Source organism: Halobacillus amylolyticus, from assembly GCF_022921115.1.
GTDB lineage: Bacteria > Bacillota > Bacilli > Bacillales > Halobacillaceae > Halobacillus_A > Halobacillus_A amylolyticus.
Map to the genome: position 1 here is coordinate 579864 of NZ_CP095075.1, position 19475 is coordinate 599338.

Below are 19475 nucleotides of genomic sequence, written 5' to 3' on the forward strand. Positions count from 1 at the left end.
GGGGTCCAGTATGTTTTATAGAAATCAACCACCATATGGCCCAATGGGGATGGGAAGAGGAATGTACCCTGGCTATCAACAGCAGCCACAAGGAGTGAGGAAGTTCTTAGCTCCTTTTTTGAACCGTGGTAGTGCAGGTGCAAGTGCAAGATCCTTTGGTCCATCATCATTCGGTGCCGGTCCTTTTGCTAACGCGTTTCCTCCCGCTTCTGCAGCCCAAACGGCTGCCAGCGGTGGAGCGAATTGGCTAGGTAACCTTCAAGGGGCACTGAAGGCGGTTCAGTCTGCGGCTCCAATGGTTCAACAATATGGGCCAATGGTCAAAAATATTCCAGCGATGGTCAATATGATGAAGCTAATGAACGAATCAGATGAAGAAACGGAAGAAGAAAAGGATAAGGATGATCAATCATCCAAGAGTGTAAATGGAGAGGTAAGTTCAAACGATAAACCTAAGATTCAAAAAAAACGACAAGGAACTTCTCAGCCTAAGTTATATATATAGGCTGGGCAGGTTTCTTGATTTTTTTTATAAAATTAGAAAGAATAAAAGAGAATCAATGTTTCTATTCAAGGAGGTACATGATGAGTCAACAATTACAAAAAGCTACGTTCGCTGGCGGATGCTTTTGGTGTATGGTTGAACCTTTCGAGGAAAGACCAGGCATTGAATCCGTTACTTCAGGCTATACAGGCGGCCATACAGAAAACCCAACGTACATGAGTGTCGTAACTGAATCTACTGGTCACCGCGAAGCAGTCCAAATCGTATTCAACCCTGAGATTTTTCCATATGAAAGACTAGTTGAAATCTTTTGGCAGCAGATAGACCCGACAGATGAGCGGGGGCAGTTTGCTGATCGCGGACATTCCTACACCACAGCCATTTACTATCATACAGATGAACAGAAACAAATTGCTGAGGCGAGTAAAGAAAAGCTGCAAGCATCAGGCAAATTTAAGAAGCCAGTTGTAACTGAGATTTTACCAGCAAATACCTTTTACCAAGCAGAGGACAAGCATCAAGAATATCATAAGAAGAATGCCTATCATTATAAGCGCTATAAAAAAGGTTCAGGCCGTGCTGATTTTATTAAAGATCACTGGAATTATAAAAAGGATCAAAATGAACTAAAATCACGGCTGACAGATGTTCAATATAAAGTCACCCAGGAAAATGAAACCGAACGCCCTTTTCAGAATGAATACAACGATCATGAGGGTGAGGGAATCTATGTCGATATTGTATCTGGGGAAGCTTTATTCAGTTCAAAGGATAAGTATGATGCTGGTTGTGGATGGCCAAGCTTTACGAAGCCGATTGAGAAACAGCAGGTGAGGGAACATGTGGATCAGACCCACGGCATGATCAGGACAGAGGTTCGCAGTGATAAAGCAGATTCTCACTTGGGTCATGTGTTTGAAGATGGTCCAAAAGCAAAAGGCGGGTTACGCTATTGTATTAATTCTGCAGCCTTGAAGTTTATTCCAGTAGAAGATATGAACAATGAAGGGTATGGATATTTGACTCACTTATTTAAATAGTTAATTTTTGATGCAATTCATATTGATAAGCTTGCTTTAACAACCGCCTTCTCAGGCAGGAGGCGGTTATCCATATTCATTTACCTTACATATTACTTAAAAAGAGCGCAAAAAGAGAATTCTTTATCCTTCATAACCAATATTGGTCGCAAAGGCTAGTATCCGGCTATAGAAAAGGGTGAAATTTATTTGGATAAAGATTACGTCATAACCTACTTCGTTGCTTTTGCCGGAGGGATGGCTTTTAGTTATTTATCCCTGCCGCTTCCATGGATACTAGGACCTGTAACCACGCTTATTCTGTACAAAATGACTGGAGAGCAAAAGACAAGGTCAAGTTCACACTTGCGAGATCTTGGTTTTTGGTTATTGGGTGTACAAATTGGGCTAACTTTTCAGGCGGATACATGGGCAAACATTGGGCCATACTTGCTTCCGTACAGCTTTTTCTCATTCACCATTATTGCGATCAGCTTGTTGTTTGCTTATATTTTATCGAAACAAGTCGATATCGATACAACGACAACAATGATTGGCAGTGTTCCAGGCGGATTATCTGCTATGATCGCTGTTAGTGAATCTTTGCAAGGTAATACAGTATTAGTGACCATTTTTCATACGATTCGTTTATTATCTGTGTTATTTATTATTCCTTTTGCAGCAACACATTGGTTAAACATTAGTGAAGCAAATCAATCTGCACCACCTGTCTCTCATGCAAGTTCAGGCGATAACTGGACGATTTTCATTTACCTGTTTAGTTTGGCCGTGGGCTACTTTCTCCAAAAGAAAATTCCTGCATCACTTATTATCTTACCTATGCTGATCATAGGTGTGTGTCAAACTGTTGGACTTTCACTCTACTCTTTACCTGCCGTCTTTTTTATAGGAGCACAGCTAACGATAGGGGTACATTTAGGAAATAAAATTGTGATGAAAGATGTATTACGTGCCGGTCGTTACTGTGGGTTCTTTTTTGGCCTTGCCTTGTTACTAATTACCTTTTCATTTTTATTTGGACTTTTCTTATCGAAGTGGACAGGTATGGAACTGACCACAGCTATTTTAAGTTTAGCCCCTGGTGGATTAGTAGAGATGGCACTTACTGCCCAGGATGCCGGCGCGGATCCCGCCATTGTAAGCTCACTGCAAACGGTACGGCTGCTGACGATTGTCTTGTTTATGCCACTGCTTTTGAAATGGCTGCTTCAAAGACAGTCTAAACGACCGCTCATATGACTATAGGGTTGATTTTTTCTCAGGGTTTCCATATGGACAAGAATCGATTGAGCCAATCCGCTGAACGTTGTATACTAATGACAGATAAAGGGGGCTAATCATGATCCATAAAAATTGGGAAAACAATGAAATAATAAAGCAAATTGAATGTATCCACAATGATGCTGAGAAATTCGTCGTCAACAATATGTTGACACCTGGTAAAACATATGATGTTAAAAACGAAAGTGAAGAATTTTATTTTATTATTGATAACTCAGGACGAGTAGGCGGTTTCTATAAAGAGTATTTTAAAGAATTAACAAACGAGGCTGGCACATAAGTAAAGCAATGATGTCAAAGGACGAACGATAAAAAATGAATAGTATAAACGCAGATCATTAGCGTAGTCAAAATACGTAGACTCCTGCGGGAACAACGCGAGCCAAAGATCCCGCAGGAAAGCGTCCTTTGCTTTTCGAGGAAGCTGAGGCCGTGCCCGCGGAAAGCGAAGTGTTTTGACGGAGCGATGGTAGAAATCCTTCCTTGGCACACAAATAATCCGAACAGATTTCACTAGAATCGTTCGGATTATTTCATGCCTTATTCAGTTTTGTCCCAGCCTCGTTTTTATGTTCACGCAAATAATCTGAATCCCTAGGTGCAAATACACAACACGGATAGATTATTGGATTTTACAGAAAAAAGAACAAATGATCTACCTTTGCTTGTCAATATCTGTTATATCAGCGATAATGGGGGTAAGATAGGCAATAAAGGGGGATGGTCCATCCATGGACAAATTAATTCTAGTCCGGCACAGTGAAACAGAAGGCCAACATGAAGACTCACCTTTAACAAAGTTAGGAGTACGTCAAGCCCAAGTATTATCTACCTTTCTTGAGCATTCTGGTTATAAAATTGATCGAATCATCTCGAGCCCGTTTTTGCGTGCGATCGAGACGATTAAACCGTTTGCTGAAAATAATAGCATGACGATCGAAAGAGATGAGCGTTTAGAAGAACGCATCTTGAGCCACGATCCTCTTGATGATTGGGAAGAAGTGCTTCATGATACCTTCAGAGACCCTGAGCTTAAAATGTCCGGCGGAGAGTCCTCCACTGAAGCAAAAGAACGTGTGTTATCGCTTATCGAAGAACTTCAAGACGAGCAAGGCAATGTTCTGCTAGTGACCCATGGCAACTTGTTAGCACTACTTCTCCAAAAATTCAATCGTGAAATTGGCTTTGCAGACTGGAAGCGACTCTCACGACCCGATATCTTCTTAATACAAAAACAGGGCGGAGAATATACTGTCGAGCGAATTTGGGAAGACTAGTCGTAAAGTAAAATGTAAGGGAATGTTGTCGGGTAATTGCACTTTTTATCTATAACCGTTATCATAATATGTGGTGTTTATCATTTCCTAAGACTATGTAATAAAATATAAGCACTCGTTCACTTATAAAAGAAGGAGGAGATACCCTTGGCATTTGTTATTACTTCACCTTGTAAAGATGAAAAAGCAGGGGAATGCGTAGATGTCTGCCCAGTCGATTGTATCGAGGAAGGAAAAGATATGTTCTATATCGATCCAGCGATTTGCATTGACTGCGGGGCGTGTGAGGCGGTCTGCCCTGTTGAGGCCATTTACATTGAAGACGAGGTTCCTGAAGAGGAAAATAAATACATCGAATTAAATCGTAAGTTTTTTGAAGAACAGTAAGACACATACGGGAAGTCATCTCTGTAAAAAGGAGATGGCTTCTTTTTCATATTGATTCCTATATCTTATGAATACATTCTAGTTGGATCGGGTACATAAGGGATGTAGTCCTAAGGAGGTTATAAAATGGGGAAACTAACGAATAAAGCAGCTATTATCACTGGTGCAAGTAGCGGAATTGGTAAATCGATCGCTAGACATCTGGCGAACGAAGGTGCCAACGTAGTCTTAGCTGCCCGAAGGTCTGAACGTTTGCAGCAACTAGCGGACGACGTGGAGAAAGAATATGACGTTACAGCAAAAGTTGTCGAAACAGACGTGACAAAGCGTGCAGATGTCGAAAACTTGGTTAAAGAAACAAAAGCCCATTTTGGGAGTGTTGACATTTATATAAATAATGCTGGTGTCATGCTTTTATCTTTCTTGAAAAATGACCATGTTGACGAGTGGGAGCAAATGGTCGATGTCAATATTAAGGGAGTTCTTTACGGTGTTCATGCATCACTTCCAGAAATGATCGCGCAAGAAGAGGGACATGTTGTAAACGTATCTTCCGTTGCCGGGCACGAGGTATTCCCATCTAGTACCGTGTATAGTGCAACGAAATATGCTGTACGTGCTTTATCTATGGGCATGGAAAAAGAACTATCAAGATCTGGAGTACGTGTAACCAACATTTCACCTGGCGCTGTTGATACAGAGTTGACCGAGCATATTACTGACGGAGACGTCCTTGATATGTTTAAGCAACAAGAAATGACTCCGCTTCATTCTGAAGATATCGCAAAAGCAGTTGCCTATGCCGTAACCCAGCCTTCCTACGTCAACGTAAATGAAGTCATCGTAAGACCCATGCACAAGTAAGAAAAGCGGAAGCACCCCGGTAGACACGACTAGCATAAGCGAAGCGGCGCAGTTTGCGTGCCTTTCTCACTTTCTTAAAAGGAAGTACATGAAACATGTTTAATAAAAGACCGCAGAAACCCTTCTGCGGTCCTTCTTAATGGAGAATTTTAAAGTTACTATCCCCCTTTTCGTTTTCCAATACATTTACATCAAGGGATTGGACCTTTGCAAAATTGTTTGGTCCTTCTTTTATCGTTTCTATAAAAGAGGAGAGTTCCTTCTCGTTCCCTTCTGCTTCGATTTGGACGGTTCCATCAGGTTTATTTTTCACCCACCCTGTAAGCCCATGCTGCTTTGCTAACTGTTCGGTGGTCATACGGAAGCCGACTCCTTGAACTCGGCCGTGGACAATTATTTGTTTTCGTGTCATTTCAGTAAACACCCCCATAGATTAAGATTACCTTTTTTACTAAAATAAAAACATAAGAGAAAGGATGAAGCTTGTGAGAGAACTTCCAATCACTTCGATCGCTGGATTTGCTTTTGGCAATGCTGAGAATGAAAAAGCAGGAACGGGCTGTACTACCGTCGTATGTGAACAAGGGGCGCGGGCAGGTGTATCTGTCCAGGGAGGATCACCTGGGACCCGGGAAACGGATGCATTACAGTCAGAAAATCTGATCGATCAAGTACATGGTGTGTTTTTATCAGGGGGAAGTGCATTCGGCTTAGATGCAGGATCAGGGGTCATGCATGAGCTTGAGAAGAGGGAAATAGGCTTTGATGTAGGAGTAACTAAAGTGCCGATTGTGCCTGGTGCTATTTTATTTGACCTGACGGTTGGCGACGCTAATGTTCGTCCTGATCAGCAAATGGGTAAGAAGGCTGCACAGAATGCACTGCAAGGTCTGCCTTTTTTACAAGGGAACGCTGGCGCCGGGATGGGGGCATCTGTCGGCAAATTACTTGGCCCTTCTACTGCCATGAAAGGTGGGTTAGGACATTACGCAATTGAAGTCGACGGATTAAAAATTGGAGCAGTCATTGCGGTGAACAGTTTTGGCGATATCGTCGATCCCACAACTGGTGAACGAATGGCAGGAGTGTATGATAGAGAGGAACAACGCTTCATAGACAGTGAGCGTGTTCTCGTTGAGCATATGAACAGAAATGAAACAAATCGCTTTAGCGAAAATACTACAATTGGTATCATTACATGCAATGCTATGCTGTCGAAACCGCAAGCAAATAAATTGGCCGCTATTGCTCATGACGGTTTTGCCCGGACGATAAAACCCTCACATATGTTTGTAGATGGTGATACACTGTTTGCAATGACTACAAATGAAGTGAAGGTAGACTTAAATGCATTAAGCTATTTGGCTTGTTATGTAGTTGAGCGAGCGGTCCTAGCGGCAGTAAAGTCTGCTGATAGTGCTTATAACTTACTATCCTATTCTGATATAAAAAAGGGTAGATAATCGTGCGTGTTTTTGTTTATGGATCCCTATGTATGGGGGAAAAGAATCATGATCTGTTAGTTGACTCAATTTTACTATCAGAACAGGCATGGTTGAGCGGGACGTTGTTACAGAGCGACTCTTACTATCCTTATCTGAGGCCTTAGGAAACGGACATTACATATGGTGAGATCTATGACGTATCGGATGAGGTGCTTAAAAGTTGGACGTATTAGAGGATATAATGGTGTTAAAACCACATCGTTATTTAACGGCAAATGGTGAGCGTACAAACAGATCAAGGAGCTCTTAGGGCTCTCGTGTATATAGGTACAGAGAAAGTGAAGGGCGAGCAAATTTTGCCGCACGGAAATTGAAAGTTATCCCAATATCTAAAGCAAGCAGAGGCTTACTATTTTGCCTATGGACCGTGCATGGATAATGAACGCTATAAACAATCTAATGTAGAAACTTTTTTCCAAGAGGTACTAGGTGGTGCCATCCTGGATCGGTATCGATTGCGCTTTTCCCACCATGTCCATGAGGGGGGAGGGCGGATGTTGAAGAAGAACCGAATTCTTGTGTAGAAGGTATCTTGTATAAGGTGAGCCAGCCAGCAATTGATTATTTGTATGAACGAGAAGGTGTACACATCGGTGCCTACAGACCTATGATTATCAACGTTTCCTGTCAGGGAATAAACTATAGAGTCTTATCCTTTTCCGTCATCAATAAACAAGAAGACAAAGTCCCCCCCGCTCCACTATGCTAAAGAAATCTATCTTGACGCGGCACCTTATGTTTCAGAAAGCTATAGGAAGCAACTTATTGAAATGTTTACGGCAACACTGCCAGTGGAAGGGATTGAACCGTATATAAGTCAATCAAGCGAGGGGGAATCCTATCATAAAAGATAAATGACTTGAGACTAGCTATCAATGTTGAGTAAACTAGAACTAACTGACAAGTAAAAAGGAGATTTAACGATGTCTGTACCCACCGCAGAAGCGCACACACAAGCGCTCACCCGCCTAGAAAAGCTTTATAGTGAGCTTGCTAAATATAATTACTTACAAGCTAGAAAAGTATTGGAGCTTATCGAGAAGGTGAATAAGCAGGAAGTGATGCTCGGCTTTGCCGGCCATTTCTCAGCAGGAAAATCGACGATGATTAACCATATTGTTGGCCATTCACTTCTTCCTTCTAGTCCAATACCAACGAGTGCAAACATAGTGAAATTATCAAATGGTTCCCAAGCCACAATAGCCTACTTTAGTGAAGATGATCCGGTTAAGTATGAAGGAGCGGTTGATATCGACACCATCCAAGCGATGTGTCGGGAAGGCGAGAAAATTACCGGTTTAGATATCTATAGACCTTTAGATGATCTTCCGTCATACGTGAAGATTTTAGATACGCCAGGTGTGGATTCCACTAGAGATGCTGATCGCCTAATTACTGAATCTTCCCTGCATTTAATGGATTACATGTATTATGTAATGGATTACAACCATGTACAATCTGAAGTTAACCTGGGCTTTCTGCTTGAAATGCAACAACGTAAGATCCCGTTTTCAATTATTATCAACCAAATCGATAAACATAATGAAGATGAGCTAACTTTTGAACAGTTTAAAAGTAGTGTTATTTCCTCTTTAAACGTGTGGGGGATTGTGCCTGAAAACATTTATTATACCTCGTTGAGGGACTTGACTCATCCAGCTAATCAACTAGAGAAAGTTGTGGCAGGTTTCCATAAACAATTTGATACGACATCCATTGATCAAATGGCTTTAGATCATGCACAAGAGATTATAAAGGAAAGCACAAGAGATTATATGTCCGATTTTGAGGAACAAATTGATATCTTAAAGAATCAAATTGAACAGGATGAGCGGACGATTGTGGAACAGGAATCTGAGGATTCACAGTCATTGATCGAAACCCAAAAACAGAGGATCCCTAAGGCAAAAGGCCAATTTGATGAACGGGTCTTAAAGTTTATATCAAATGCCTATTTAATGCCAAGTGAACTGCGTGAGTATGCACGTTCATATTTAGAAGCAATGCAGCCATCATTTAAAGTCGGATTGATTATGGCTAAGAAAAAAACAGAGGAAGAAAGAAATATTCGATTTGAAAGTTTTTATAGCAAGCTTGAGGAAATCATTGAAAAGAATGTTACGTGGCCACTGCGTGAACGGATGCTCCGATTAACGGAAGAGTTTGAAATCACAAATAGCTCCGTCATTCATGAAGTCCAGTCTTTTGAAGTAATATACCCCTCTACACGTTTCCAGGAACTAATTGAATCAGGTGCTTCTGTAACAGGAGAGTATGTGCTCCGTTATACAGACCAACTGTCTAAAGATATCCAACGGCAAATTAGACAACAATTATACGAATGGTGGGAAGAAGTTGAAGCCGCTTTACAAAAGAGAAATGAGCAAGAGTCCCTTACACATGAACAACTATTTGCTGCTTACCATAATAAGGCGGATGCTGAGGAAGAACTTGGGAAGCTGAATGCACAGATACAGCAAGTAAAGCGAAATCTTGAGGGAACTCTTTTTAATAATGATTTGCTTTCTGATGAAACACATCAGCAAGTAATTCAAGCTTTACAAAAACGCAGCTCGCAAATAAAAGTGCAGTCTAGTCAACAGTTATCCCTTGCCGAGGAGCGACCAGTTGGGTATGAAGAAGAACAGGATGAAGGGCGACCGCTTACGGCACAGAGCAGGACAAAAAGCGAACTGATCCATAGAAAAGCTGTTGAGGCTCAGGAAATCCTAAAAAATATAGATGGGTTTGAAAATCTCATTTCACAGCTTTATAACAAGCAGCAGAGACTCGACCACCAACAGTACACGATCGCTTTATTCGGAGCCTTCAGTGCCGGGAAGTCTTCATTTGCCAATGCCTTATTAGGAGAACAAATGCTACCCGTCTCTCCTAATCCGACGACAGCAACGATCAATAAAATTACAGCCCCGACAAAGCAGCACCCTCACCAAACGGTGACAGTTAAAGTAAAAGATGAGCAGCAACTATTGGAAGATATTGCATTGGTCGGAAAAAAAGTGTTCGAGCGCTATGATAGTTTAGCTTCAGCCTACCAAGGTATTGTTTCTCTACCGGAAGACCAACTACAAAAGCTTGATCATAAAAAGCGTTCTTTCCTGCACGCTTTTGTAAACGGATATGAAGAGATGAAACAACATGTTAACAAGGAAATAACGATTACCCTTGACGATTTCGCTTCTTATGTATCTGAGGAGAAAAAATCGTGTTTCATTGAGTGGATGGAACTTTACTATGATTGTGAGTGGACACGTGCGGGCATTACGCTTGTTGATACACCTGGGGCGGACTCTGTCAATGCCAGACATACGAATGTGTCCTTCGATTATATAAAAAATGCAGATGCCATTTTATTTGTCACCTATTATAATCACCCTTTTTCAAAAGCAGATCAATCATTTTTAACTCAGTTGGGACGTGTGAAAGACGCATTCTCGATGGATAAAATGTTCTTTATCATCAATGCGGCAGATTTAGCTGAAAATGATGAAGAGAAGCATCAAGTAGAGCACTATTTAAAGGATCAGCTTTCACAATTCCACATTCGTCATCCGCGCATTTTTTCGTTATCTAGCTTGCAAGGGTTAAAAGAAAAGCAAACAGCGGAGCGAAACGACAGCGGAATACAGATATTTGAAGATCGTTTTGAGCAGTTTCTACAGGAAGAATTGACAGAAGTGCTTCAACATTCTATTGAACACGACCTTTCTGAAGCGGTGACTTCTTTAGAATCGGTGATCGAAAACGCTACGTTAAATGAGCAGGAAAGAGAAGAGAAGCTAAACGCTGTGATTAATGAGCAACGCCAGGCGAAGCAAATTCTAGAGACCATTTCTGAAGCTCGCGGTCAAAAGGCAATTCCCCAGAAGGTAGAGAAACAGCTTCACTTTGTTCATCAACGAATGATGTTGAACTTTAACGACTACTTTAAAAATCATTTCAATCCTGCAGCCATCCATGGTGACAGAGCTGAAGCGAAGGAACAAATATGTGAAGCAGCAGAGGAATTGCTTCAAGAGATAGAATTTGAAATGAATCAGGAACTAAAAGCAGTTACGCTTAGAATTGAAGCCTTCATTAAGGAATTGGTGCAACAGTATAAAAAAGATTATGAAGCGGAGCTCAAGCGTGTCAAACGTACACTTGCGCTTAGTGATTACGAATGGAATAACGTAGCGCCGCCTAGGATTGAGCAGACATTGCCTCTATCTGGGGCTGATGTTTCTGACATTCTGCGGTTATTTAAGGGGACGAAATCGTTTTTTGAACAGAATGCGAAACAAGAAATGAAAGAGCAGCTGAGTGAAAGAGTGGATGTACCGCTCTATGAGCAGATTAATCAAGTAAAAGATGTAATAGCAGATCACTATACAGATAAGTGGAGTCACGCTTTACATCAGGCTGTTGATCGTTGGGTGAAGGAATTAGACGATAGCTTTAACAGAGTAAGATACAGCCTTGAGCATCCAGTCAACGTTTCGGACTTACAAGCACAATATAACAGCCTTAAGAAAATCATCTGAGGTCATAAGAAAAGATCCTGGGAACTTGTCCAGGATCTTTTCTTATTCTTTGCTTATAGTGTTACTTTCACTTCTGCATCTTTACGAAGTTTTTCAACAAGCTGTGTCGTTTTTTGATTTTGCTTTTGTGTCAACAACTGTTGTTTAATTTGTTCTTTAGATTTCTCAAAACTAGGAGCCTCTTTTTGACCTTTCATCATTGTATCATATTGTTTCTTAACTTCTTCATCACTCACCGTGGCTTCTTCAGTGTTTTCTTTAACATACTTTTGAACTTTTAACTGTTCTTTAAGGTCTTTCTTTAGCTTTCCTTCAGTTAGGCCGTTTTTCTCAAACGCTTGTTTTTTTGCGTCTTCAGATGGGAATTGGGCAGTAATTTGTTCATATTGTTTGTCCACTTCCTCATCTGTTACGGTGATTTCTTCTTCAGCTGCCTTTTGAGTCAGCAACTCTAGACCGATCAATTGATTAACGACTCCTTGTTTAAGTTGTTCTTCTTTCCCTTTTATATCCATGCCCATCTGTTGATACTGCTGTTTAGTTACTTCAAATTGTTGTGTAAACTCTTTTCGCGGAATTTCTTTTCCATTGACTGTCGCAACAGGTCCTGTCTTGTTTTCGGTACTTTCAGCTTCCTCTGGTTGGCTTTGGCTCGTTTCTGAATTATCTTCTCCAGAGCACGCAGCTAAACTAAACAAAGCGAGAATGGTCATGATCGCAGTGATCCATGTCTTCTTCATAAGAACTCTCCTTTTACTTGTTGAGACATTAAAAGGAGTGTAGCACATCAAATAATCTGTGTAAATTACAATGGACATGTTTCAGGAGTCAGCAGCATATATTGGTATAAAAGGAGGAGAAGCTATGTATATGAACCAACCTTATCCATACACAAGACCCGCTCATCAGCCTGAACAGGCGAAGGTGAATTTCAAGGGGAGTCCGTTAGCCCCTAATCTTAGAGGAATCACACAGTTTTATCAACGTCCGTACGGGGTAGAAGTGTTTGTTCAATTAGAAGGACTACCAGATTTTCAAGTGAAAGACGGTGTTCAGATTGGGCCGCATGGATTTCATATTCATGAAAAGGGTGTATGCGAAATTGGAGATGGAAAGGATCCATTTCAATCTGCCGGGGGACACTGGAATCCTGATGACCAACCCCACGGTAATCATGCTGGTGACTTTCCAGTGCTGTTTTCTAACCAGGGGCGTTCGCGGATGATCTTTTTCACGGATCGCTTTCAAGTGGAAGATATTATTGGGAAATCCGTGATCATTCATCAAGGCCCAGATGATTACCAATCTCAGCCCAGTGGTGATGCAGGAAAAAGGATTGCGTGTGGGGTAATAGAAAAAGTTTAAAAAGGTAGTATAAAAATTTGATGTGATGGATATAATGTAAAGAGTAGGTGTTACATCCCTTTGCTTGACTTCACCGGTGAATTATTGTATGCTAATATTTGTATATTGATTTGTGCCAACAGATAATGAATCACCTATTATAAAGAGTGATCAATGCTTATTGGTACTTTTTATAATATGTGATTTTTTTCATTATTTATGGAACGCATATTAATTTTAAGGAACATTGGAGGACCCATTTTTATGAAAACTGGTACAGTGAAATGGTTTAACGCTGAAAAAGGTTTTGGATTTATCGAAGTAGAAGGCGAAGACGATGTATTTGTACATTTCAGCGCTATTCAAGAAGAAGGATTCAAATCCCTTGAAGAAGGTCAAACTGTAGAATTTGAGATTACTGAAGGCAACCGCGGACCACAGGCTGCTAATGTAACTAAATTATAAGGTGGAAAGAGACTGACTCAGATGCTAGTCAGTCTCTTTTACATAATTCTCATGTCCAGAGGAGGTTTCGAAACGTATGGCATTCGGTAAAAAGAACCAGGCTGAAATAGTTGAGGAAGAAACAAAAATTTGGGTATGTAAATCTGAAGATTGCAGCTGCTGGATGAGAGATAACTTTAGAACTAATGAGGAAGCGATTTGTCCCATCTGCAAAAATGAAATGGAAGCAAGCACCAAAGTACTTCAAGTTGTTGAAAATAATAGCTTATATTATAAGTCATAAGGAAGAGAGGCTCTCATAATGAGAGTCTTTTTTTGTCTTGATAATAAGGTTAAGGTCCTGAATATATAGTTGGAAAGCTCAAAAACTAGTTAATTAGACTTGGTTAATATTGAGTTAGTTCATTAAATGATTAAGAATTTTCACACTTTCCATTGACCTCATCCAAGAGACCGCTTACATTAATAGAGTCAAACTAAACAGGGGAGGGTAACTTTATGACGATTAAGAAGAAAGTGTTAGGAGCAGTGTTTGCAGGGTTTATCCTATCAGGAGGTACATATGGTTTATTCAATGATAAGGTGGACTCTATTTTGAGTGCCGATTCAGAGAAAGAAAAACAGGAAGTAGTGGATGAGGTCGATAAGCACGCTCCAAAGAATGTAATTGTAATGGTTGGTGATGGTATGGGTGTGGGCCAACTGGAAATTGCTAGACTTATGGAACACGGTAAAGACGGGCAACTCTTTATGGAGTCATTAGAAAATGTAGCACTCATGCACACATACTCAGCCAATAACTTTGCTACGGATTCAGCTGCGGCAGGGACTGCCATTGCAACGGGCGAAAAAACGAATAACGAAAGTATTGGTGTAGACGCAGAAGGAAATGAAGTTGATAGTATCTTAGATTTATACCAGGATGCTGGTAAGAAGGTCGGTGTCATCTCTACGAACACTGTAACTGATGCTACCCCAGCCGCTTTTACAGGGAGCGCAGCAAATCGTTGGAGCGGCCAGGAAGAGATCGCGAGACAAATGTTAACTAATGAATACGATGTTCTCTTAGGTGGTGGTGCTTCTTATTTCGGACCTGGTAAACAGAATGGCAAAGATTTAGTCGAAGCCTTCGAGGATAAGGGATATAGCACTGTGAGTACAGAGGAAGGTTTAGAAAACGTCGAGAATACGGAGAAGCTATTAGGTTTATTTAGCCCTTCTTATATGAGCTATAAAACTGATCGTGACGAATTAAATAGTAAGGAACCCTCCTTACAAGAAATGACCGATAAGGCCATTGAAGTTTTATCAAACGATAAAGATGGATTTTTTCTTATGGTAGAAGGTGCCCGTATTGATCATGCTGCACATGCAGGGGATGCTACAGGTGTATGGAAGGAAACGATTGAATTTGATCAAACCGTTAGACAAGTTGTAACGTGGGCAGAACAACGAAAAGATACATTAGTCGTCGTCCTTGCTGATCATGAAACAATGGGGATGTCGGCAACAGAACCTATGAATATTGAAGCCTTAAAAGATATTGAAGTATCACCGGAATACATGGCTGGAAAACTAATAAAAGATGGAGAAACACAAACGTTTACTACCGAAAGCGTGAAACAAGTATTTAAAGAGTATGCCGATATTGAACTGTCAGACGAAGAAGTACAGGAATTTTTAAGTAACGTTAAAAATAATGATGGGGATGTTTATGCTGCGTATCGTGTTGGCTGGGAAATCGGATCCGTCATTGCCAGTCACTATCACGTAGGTGTTGTCGATACGGACACTCGTGCAGCAAGTAGTACGGGTGGCCATACTGGGAATATGGTTCCTGTTTTTGCTACAGGGGCGGGCAGCGACGACTTTGAAGGAGTACTAGATAATACAGAGATTATGGAGAAAATAGCAAACTCAGCAAAGTTCAAAGCAAAGCTAGCAAAAGAAAACAGCAAAGGTAAGTAATTTTTAAACCTCCGATTAATTTAAATCGGGGGTTTTTATTGCACACTGTTTCTTGCTAATACAACTGGGGAATACTACATACAGCTTATAAAAAAAGGACGTGAGAAACGATGAAAGAGAATATTAGGAATGAGATTATAGAAACGAAGAAGCTTTTGAGAAAACAGGTACTTGCTACAATCCTCCAGCAATTTGATGGCAAGCTTATGGGCTTATCACAAGATAATAGGAAGCAGAAGTATGAGAAGATGAGAGAGAATCCGTACAGCTTTTTCAGAGGAAGTGCGTATTTGTTCTACTATGACGTAACAGATCTTCCGTTTACTTTCCATACACCTGAAGATCAGCCTACATGGTTGCTCGGGGATTTGCATTTTGATAATATTAGTGCTTTCCAAAATGAGCAGCACGATATTGTGTTTGATGTCGACGATTTTGATGAAGGATACTTTGGTTCTTATTTGTATGATGTGATGCGTATGGTCGTAAGTATTCGTTTAATGAGTAGTCAACATGGCTATAATGAAGAGGACTCTGATGCATTTGTCGAACGTTTTTTAGATCATTACATTAAGCAGCTCGAAGACTTTCAATCAGGAACGAATGACCCCGTTCAACTCCAATTTACCAAGACTAACACGAATGAGTCGATTAAGAGTATTCTTGTTGATCTTGAACAACGCCAGGCGGAACTTAATCTTGATTCATCCGTTAACAATTATGATTCGATCCAATTGCTTATGGAAGATGATCATTTGATTTCGCTTTCAACTCAAGAAAAAAATGAATTCACTAGTGTTTGGGAGGATTACATTGATTCCGTCACAGCCTCTAAAAAGAAAAAAAGAAATTACTATTCAGTTAAGGATGTCATGAAAAAAGCAGGAGCGGGGATCGGATCAACAGGGTTAGAAAGATACTATATCTTAATTGAAGGGGAACATGGGGAGAACATCATTTTAGAAGCTAAAGAAGCAAGAGCACCGATACCGGCTTACTTCTTCCCATACGATGAAAAATTCTGGTATGACCATAAGCATCAGGGACGAAGGGTTGTCCATACTCAGCAATCGATGCATCACCAGGCTGATCCTTATTTGGGTTACTTTACGCTTCAGGGACATGACTTTTACGTCAGAGAGCGGTCCTCCTTAACAGGCGAACTGAAAGCTCAGGATTTACAAGACCCCAAGTCTATGCTGGAAACGATCAAAACGATGGCTAGAATTACTGCTAAAATCCATGCTCGTGCAGATGCCGATATCGAAAACGGCCTGATGGATTACCATAGTGAAGAAGCTATTCTAAAGGCGATTCAGCCAAATCAGAAAGAATTCATTCAGCAGCTCAATTTATGGTCGAAGCATTATCAGCGAGTAGTGGAAGAGGATTTTCTTCTGTTTAATGAATGGTTAGATGGAAATAGTGATTTTTACGGTGAAAAGTAAGGGAATACCTATTCGATTCTAACAATGAATGATATAATTTGAATGTTATAGACTCAAATACTGGAGGATTCGTAATGCTAAATGTAACTAACGTTAGTCTTCGTTTCGGCGATCAGAAACTATTCGAGGACGTCAATATAAAATTCACACCCGGAAATTGCTACGGTTTAATCGGTGCAAATGGAGCAGGAAAATCAACATTTTTAAAGATATTGAGCGGGGAATTAGAACCGCAGACCGGGGACGTTTCCTTAAAAAATGACCAGCGGCTGGCAGTACTTAAACAAAACCACTTCGAGTATGACGAATACAAAGTGCTTGAGACAGTTATTATGGGCCATACAAGACTTTATGAAGTCATGCAGGAAAAAGATGCCATCTATATGAAGGGCGATTTTACAGAAGAGGATGGAATGAGAGCAGCTGAACTTGAGGGTGAATTTGCTGAGATGAATGGCTGGGAAGCGGATTCTGAAGCAGCTCGCCTGTTAACGGGGCTCGGAATTAAAGAGAATTTGCACGACAAGCAAATGACGGAATTAGCTGGTTCTGAAAAGGTTAAAGTCTTGCTGGCCCAAGCACTTTTTGGCAACCCAGATGTCCTTCTTCTAGATGAGCCGACAAACCATTTGGATATAAAAGCGATTCAATGGCTTGAAGACTTCTTGATTGATTTTGAAAATACTGTGATCGTTGTTTCCCACGACCGTCACTTCTTAAATAATGTTTGTACCCACATTGCTGACTTAGATTTTGGAAAAATTCAAATCTATGTAGGGAATTATGACTTCTGGTATGAGTCCAGTCAGCTTGCCCAAAAAATGGCCGAAGAGCAGAATAAGAAAAAAGAAGAAAAAATTAAGGATTTAAAAGAATTCGTAGCCCGCTTTAGCGCGAATGCTTCCAAGTCGAAGCAAGCAACCTCGAGGAAGAAACTGCTTGAAAAAATTACTTTAGATGATATCCAACCTTCTTCAAGAAAATATCCTTATATTGCGTTTAAAGCAGACAGAGAGATTGGAAATGATTTGCTGACTGTTGAGAACCTAACAAAAACGATTGACGGTGTTAAAGTATTAAATAATGTAAGTTTTACAATGAATAAAGACGATAAGGTAGCTTTTGTAGGAAGTAATGAGGTGGCCAAAACGACGCTTTTCCAAATCCTTATGGGTGAAGTCGAACCAGACGAAGGAACATTTAAGTGGGGAGTGACGACATCACAGAGCTACTTTCCAAAAGATAACTCTAAATTCTTTGAGCGTTCTGACATAAACTTAGTGGAGTGGCTGCGTCAATATTCACCTGAAGATCAAACGGAAACATTCCTTAGAAGCTTCTTAGGCCGGATGTTATTTTCAGGAGAAGAAGCATTGAAACAATCGAATGTGCTCTCAGGGGGAGAGAAGGTTCGTTGCATGCTTTCTAAAATGATGTTGTCAGGATCCAATGTTCTTTTGCTTGATGAACCAACAAACCACTTGGATCTCGAGTCGATTACATCATTAAACAAAGGACTGATTAACTTTAAGGGATCCATCTTATTTGCTTCCCACGACCATGAGTTCATCCAAACGATTGCCAATCGGATCATTGAGCTTACACCTCAAGGTATTGTTGACAAAGAGATGAGCTATGATGAATATTTACAAGATCCATCTGTTCAAAAACAAGTAGCTGCTTTATCAGAATAATAAGAATCAAAATCATATTAATAAAAACCTGTCCAATTAGGGCAGGTTTTTTGATTTATGAGGCAATAATATTTATTTTTTCCTATTGAAAAACGAAAAAAAGTGCGCATTATTCGACTTTTTGAGACTTTTATATAAAAAAGAAAGCCTTTTATAGAACCATAGACCTAGTTTGTAACCTGGATGAAAAGGAAGTGTCATAGTTGCAAAGAAACTGTTAGCTTTTTGTTCTTAAAAAAATCTATATATCTGTTAGTATCTTAATTGTGGTTAAAACAACTCATCAATTAAGAGGAGGACACAAACTTATGAAAAAAACAGTTTTTTCTCTAGCTGCTACCGCTGCATTGACAGGAGCATTCGCAACATCTGTTAGTGCTGAAGAATATACAGTCAATAAAGGTGATACTCTTTGGGGTATTTCAAACAATAATAATGTAACGGTTGATCAACTAAAAGCTTGGAATAATTTAAATTCAAATTTAATTTACCCTAATCAAAAACTTACTGTAACAGGTGAAGCCTCAGCTTCAGCAGAAACAAGCACGACATACACAGTAAAATCTGGTGACACATTATCTGGTATTTCTCAACAATATAACATATCAGTCGATCAGTTGATGGCTTGGAACAACCTTTCTTCTACACTGATTCACCCTGGCGATGAATTTGCATTGAAAGCTCAAGCGGCTTCTGCACCTGCCAAAGCTCCAGAGAAGGTAGAAAAAGAAGAGGCACCGGCGCCTGCTCCGGCACCTGAACCTGAAAAACAAGAGGCCCCAGCTCCAGAGCCAGTAAGTGCTGAGCCAGAACAATCTAGTGAACAGTCAACTAGTAATGATGTTGTAAAAGAGATCACTGCTGAAGCAACAGCTTACACTGCTAACTGCACAGGATGCAGTGGTGTAACGGCAACAGGTATTGATTTAAATGCAAACCCTAACCAAAAAGTAATTGCAGTAGATCCAGATGTTATCCCATTAGGTTCTAAAGTATATGTTGAAGGTTATGGCGTAGCTATTGCTGGTGATACTGGCGGAGCAATTGACGGAAATCGCGTTGATCTATATATGCCAAACCGTCAGGATGCTTTAAACTTCGGTAGACAAAGTGTTACTGTACAGGTGTTAAGTCAATAATAGATAAATAGATC

At 40.4% G+C, this 19475-nt stretch carries 20 protein-coding genes; 18 read left to right on the top strand and 2 right to left on the bottom strand.

Translation table 11 applies throughout. The features are described 5' to 3' along the window. The first annotated feature begins 10 nt into the window (after positions 1 to 10). From MUO15_RS03130 to MUO15_RS03160, 7 genes are all read left to right on the top strand, one after another. Positions 11 to 505, top strand: a complete 495-nt coding sequence (locus MUO15_RS03130) for a YqfQ family protein (protein ID WP_245033325.1) — start codon at positions 11 to 13, stop codon at positions 503 to 505. An 80-nt stretch (positions 506 to 585) separates the two neighbouring features. Further along, the gene (msrB, locus tag MUO15_RS03135) at positions 586 to 1545 is read left to right on the top strand and encodes a peptide-methionine (R)-S-oxide reductase MsrB (protein ID WP_245033326.1); all 960 of its coding nucleotides are present in this window, start codon (positions 586 to 588) and stop codon (positions 1543 to 1545) included. A gap of 189 nt (positions 1546 to 1734) precedes the next feature. After that, entirely contained in the window at positions 1735 to 2784 is a 1050-nt protein-coding gene (locus tag MUO15_RS03140) for an AbrB family transcriptional regulator (RefSeq protein ID WP_245033328.1), read from the top strand. 100 nt (positions 2785 to 2884) lie between these two features. Then, positions 2885 to 3106: a DUF6501 family protein gene (locus tag MUO15_RS03145; protein WP_245033329.1), complete on the top strand. Its 222-nt coding sequence runs from the start codon at positions 2885 to 2887 to the stop codon at positions 3104 to 3106. A gap of 451 nt (positions 3107 to 3557) precedes the next feature. Next, complete coding sequence (locus MUO15_RS03150; RefSeq protein WP_245033331.1) at positions 3558 to 4103, top strand: histidine phosphatase family protein; 546 nt, start codon at positions 3558 to 3560, stop codon at positions 4101 to 4103. 147 nt (positions 4104 to 4250) lie between these two features. Then, entirely contained in the window at positions 4251 to 4490 is a 240-nt protein-coding gene (locus MUO15_RS03155; RefSeq protein ID WP_079530064.1) for a ferredoxin family protein, read from the top strand. A gap of 126 nt (positions 4491 to 4616) precedes the next feature. After that, positions 4617 to 5354, top strand: coding sequence for an SDR family oxidoreductase (locus MUO15_RS03160; RefSeq protein ID WP_245033332.1), 738 nt, complete (start codon positions 4617 to 4619; stop codon positions 5352 to 5354). Positions 5355 to 5490: 136 nt separating this feature from the next. Here the strand turns inward: MUO15_RS03160 and MUO15_RS03165 are convergent, their stop codons facing one another. Beyond that, positions 5491 to 5766, bottom strand: coding sequence for an acylphosphatase (locus MUO15_RS03165; RefSeq protein WP_245033333.1), 276 nt, complete (start codon positions 5764 to 5766; stop codon positions 5491 to 5493). 64 nt (positions 5767 to 5830) lie between these two features. Here MUO15_RS03165 and MUO15_RS03170 point away from each other — a divergent pair, with 64 nt between their 5' ends. From MUO15_RS03170 to MUO15_RS03175, 4 genes are all read left to right on the top strand, one after another. After that, positions 5831 to 6817 carry a P1 family peptidase gene (locus tag MUO15_RS03170; protein WP_396266313.1) on the top strand — a complete coding sequence of 329 codons (987 nt, stop codon included), beginning with the start codon at positions 5831 to 5833 and terminating at the stop codon, positions 6815 to 6817. Between the two features lie 2 nt (positions 6818 to 6819). Further along, on the top strand, positions 6820 to 6963 hold the full coding sequence (locus MUO15_RS22070) for a gamma-glutamylcyclotransferase (protein WP_396266315.1): 144 nt from the start codon (positions 6820 to 6822) through the stop codon (positions 6961 to 6963). Between the two features lie 428 nt (positions 6964 to 7391). Further along, complete coding sequence (locus tag MUO15_RS22075; protein ID WP_396266316.1) at positions 7392 to 7568, top strand: hypothetical protein; 177 nt, start codon at positions 7392 to 7394, stop codon at positions 7566 to 7568. Between the two features lie 214 nt (positions 7569 to 7782). After that, the gene (locus MUO15_RS03175; protein WP_245033337.1) at positions 7783 to 11403 is read left to right on the top strand and encodes a dynamin family protein; all 3621 of its coding nucleotides are present in this window, start codon (positions 7783 to 7785) and stop codon (positions 11401 to 11403) included. A 53-nt stretch (positions 11404 to 11456) separates the two neighbouring features. On the opposite strand, the gene MUO15_RS03180 is transcribed toward MUO15_RS03175, so the two are convergent. Further along, positions 11457 to 12143: a SurA N-terminal domain-containing protein gene (locus MUO15_RS03180; RefSeq protein WP_245033339.1), complete on the bottom strand. Its 687-nt coding sequence runs from the start codon at positions 12141 to 12143 to the stop codon at positions 11457 to 11459. A 124-nt stretch (positions 12144 to 12267) separates the two neighbouring features. On the opposite strand from MUO15_RS03180, the gene MUO15_RS03185 reads away from it, so the two are divergent. The 7 genes from MUO15_RS03185 to MUO15_RS03215 all read left to right on the top strand — a co-directional run bounded on the left by MUO15_RS03185 (position 12268) and on the right by MUO15_RS03215 (position 19461). Then, entirely contained in the window at positions 12268 to 12768 is a 501-nt protein-coding gene (locus MUO15_RS03185) for a superoxide dismutase family protein (RefSeq protein ID WP_245033341.1), read from the top strand. Positions 12769 to 13011: 243 nt separating this feature from the next. Next, on the top strand, positions 13012 to 13212 hold the full coding sequence (locus MUO15_RS03190) for a cold-shock protein (RefSeq protein ID WP_244753103.1): 201 nt from the start codon (positions 13012 to 13014) through the stop codon (positions 13210 to 13212). A gap of 76 nt (positions 13213 to 13288) precedes the next feature. Further along, on the top strand, positions 13289 to 13495 hold the full coding sequence (locus MUO15_RS03195; protein WP_244753101.1) for a cold-shock protein: 207 nt from the start codon (positions 13289 to 13291) through the stop codon (positions 13493 to 13495). Between the two features lie 215 nt (positions 13496 to 13710). After that, positions 13711 to 15180: an alkaline phosphatase gene (locus tag MUO15_RS03200; protein WP_245033343.1), complete on the top strand. Its 1470-nt coding sequence runs from the start codon at positions 13711 to 13713 to the stop codon at positions 15178 to 15180. Between the two features lie 110 nt (positions 15181 to 15290). Next, positions 15291 to 16628 carry a DUF2252 family protein gene (locus MUO15_RS03205; RefSeq protein ID WP_245033345.1) on the top strand — a complete coding sequence of 446 codons (1338 nt, stop codon included), beginning with the start codon at positions 15291 to 15293 and terminating at the stop codon, positions 16626 to 16628. Between the two features lie 74 nt (positions 16629 to 16702). Continuing rightward, the gene (locus tag MUO15_RS03210; protein WP_245033347.1) at positions 16703 to 18322 is read left to right on the top strand and encodes an ABC-F family ATP-binding cassette domain-containing protein; all 1620 of its coding nucleotides are present in this window, start codon (positions 16703 to 16705) and stop codon (positions 18320 to 18322) included. Positions 18323 to 18630: 308 nt separating this feature from the next. Then, positions 18631 to 19461 (top strand): 3D domain-containing protein, encoded by an 831-nt coding sequence (locus MUO15_RS03215; protein ID WP_245033349.1) that lies wholly within the window; start codon positions 18631 to 18633, stop codon positions 19459 to 19461. The last annotated feature ends 14 nt before the right edge of the window (positions 19462 to 19475 follow it).

Excerpts from the sequence above, each read along its gene's own strand:
- MUO15_RS03130 (WP_245033325.1), top strand. The coding sequence starts at position 11 with ATGTTTTATAGAAATCAACCACCATATGGCCCAATGGGGATGGGAAGA.
- msrB (WP_245033326.1), top strand. The coding sequence starts at position 586 with ATGAGTCAACAATTACAAAAAGCTACGTTCGCTGGCGGATGCTTTTGG.
- MUO15_RS03145 (WP_245033329.1), top strand. The coding sequence starts at position 2,885 with ATGATCCATAAAAATTGGGAAAACAATGAAATAATAAAGCAAATTGAA.
- MUO15_RS03150 (WP_245033331.1), top strand. The coding sequence starts at position 3,558 with ATGGACAAATTAATTCTAGTCCGGCACAGTGAAACAGAAGGCCAACAT.
- MUO15_RS03160 (WP_245033332.1), top strand. The coding sequence starts at position 4,617 with ATGGGGAAACTAACGAATAAAGCAGCTATTATCACTGGTGCAAGTAGC.
- MUO15_RS03165 (WP_245033333.1), bottom strand. The coding sequence starts at position 5,766 with ATGACACGAAAACAAATAATTGTCCACGGCCGAGTTCAAGGAGTCGGC.
- MUO15_RS03170 (WP_396266313.1), top strand. The coding sequence starts at position 5,831 with ATGAAGCTTGTGAGAGAACTTCCAATCACTTCGATCGCTGGATTTGCT.
- MUO15_RS03175 (WP_245033337.1), top strand. The coding sequence starts at position 7,783 with ATGTCTGTACCCACCGCAGAAGCGCACACACAAGCGCTCACCCGCCTA.
- MUO15_RS03180 (WP_245033339.1), bottom strand. The coding sequence starts at position 12,143 with ATGAAGAAGACATGGATCACTGCGATCATGACCATTCTCGCTTTGTTT.
- MUO15_RS03185 (WP_245033341.1), top strand. The coding sequence starts at position 12,268 with ATGTATATGAACCAACCTTATCCATACACAAGACCCGCTCATCAGCCT.
- MUO15_RS03190 (WP_244753103.1), top strand. The coding sequence starts at position 13,012 with ATGAAAACTGGTACAGTGAAATGGTTTAACGCTGAAAAAGGTTTTGGA.
- MUO15_RS03195 (WP_244753101.1), top strand. The coding sequence starts at position 13,289 with ATGGCATTCGGTAAAAAGAACCAGGCTGAAATAGTTGAGGAAGAAACA.
- MUO15_RS03200 (WP_245033343.1), top strand. The coding sequence starts at position 13,711 with ATGACGATTAAGAAGAAAGTGTTAGGAGCAGTGTTTGCAGGGTTTATC.
- MUO15_RS03205 (WP_245033345.1), top strand. The coding sequence starts at position 15,291 with ATGAAAGAGAATATTAGGAATGAGATTATAGAAACGAAGAAGCTTTTG.
- MUO15_RS03210 (WP_245033347.1), top strand. The coding sequence starts at position 16,703 with ATGCTAAATGTAACTAACGTTAGTCTTCGTTTCGGCGATCAGAAACTA.
- MUO15_RS03215 (WP_245033349.1), top strand. The coding sequence starts at position 18,631 with ATGAAAAAAACAGTTTTTTCTCTAGCTGCTACCGCTGCATTGACAGGA.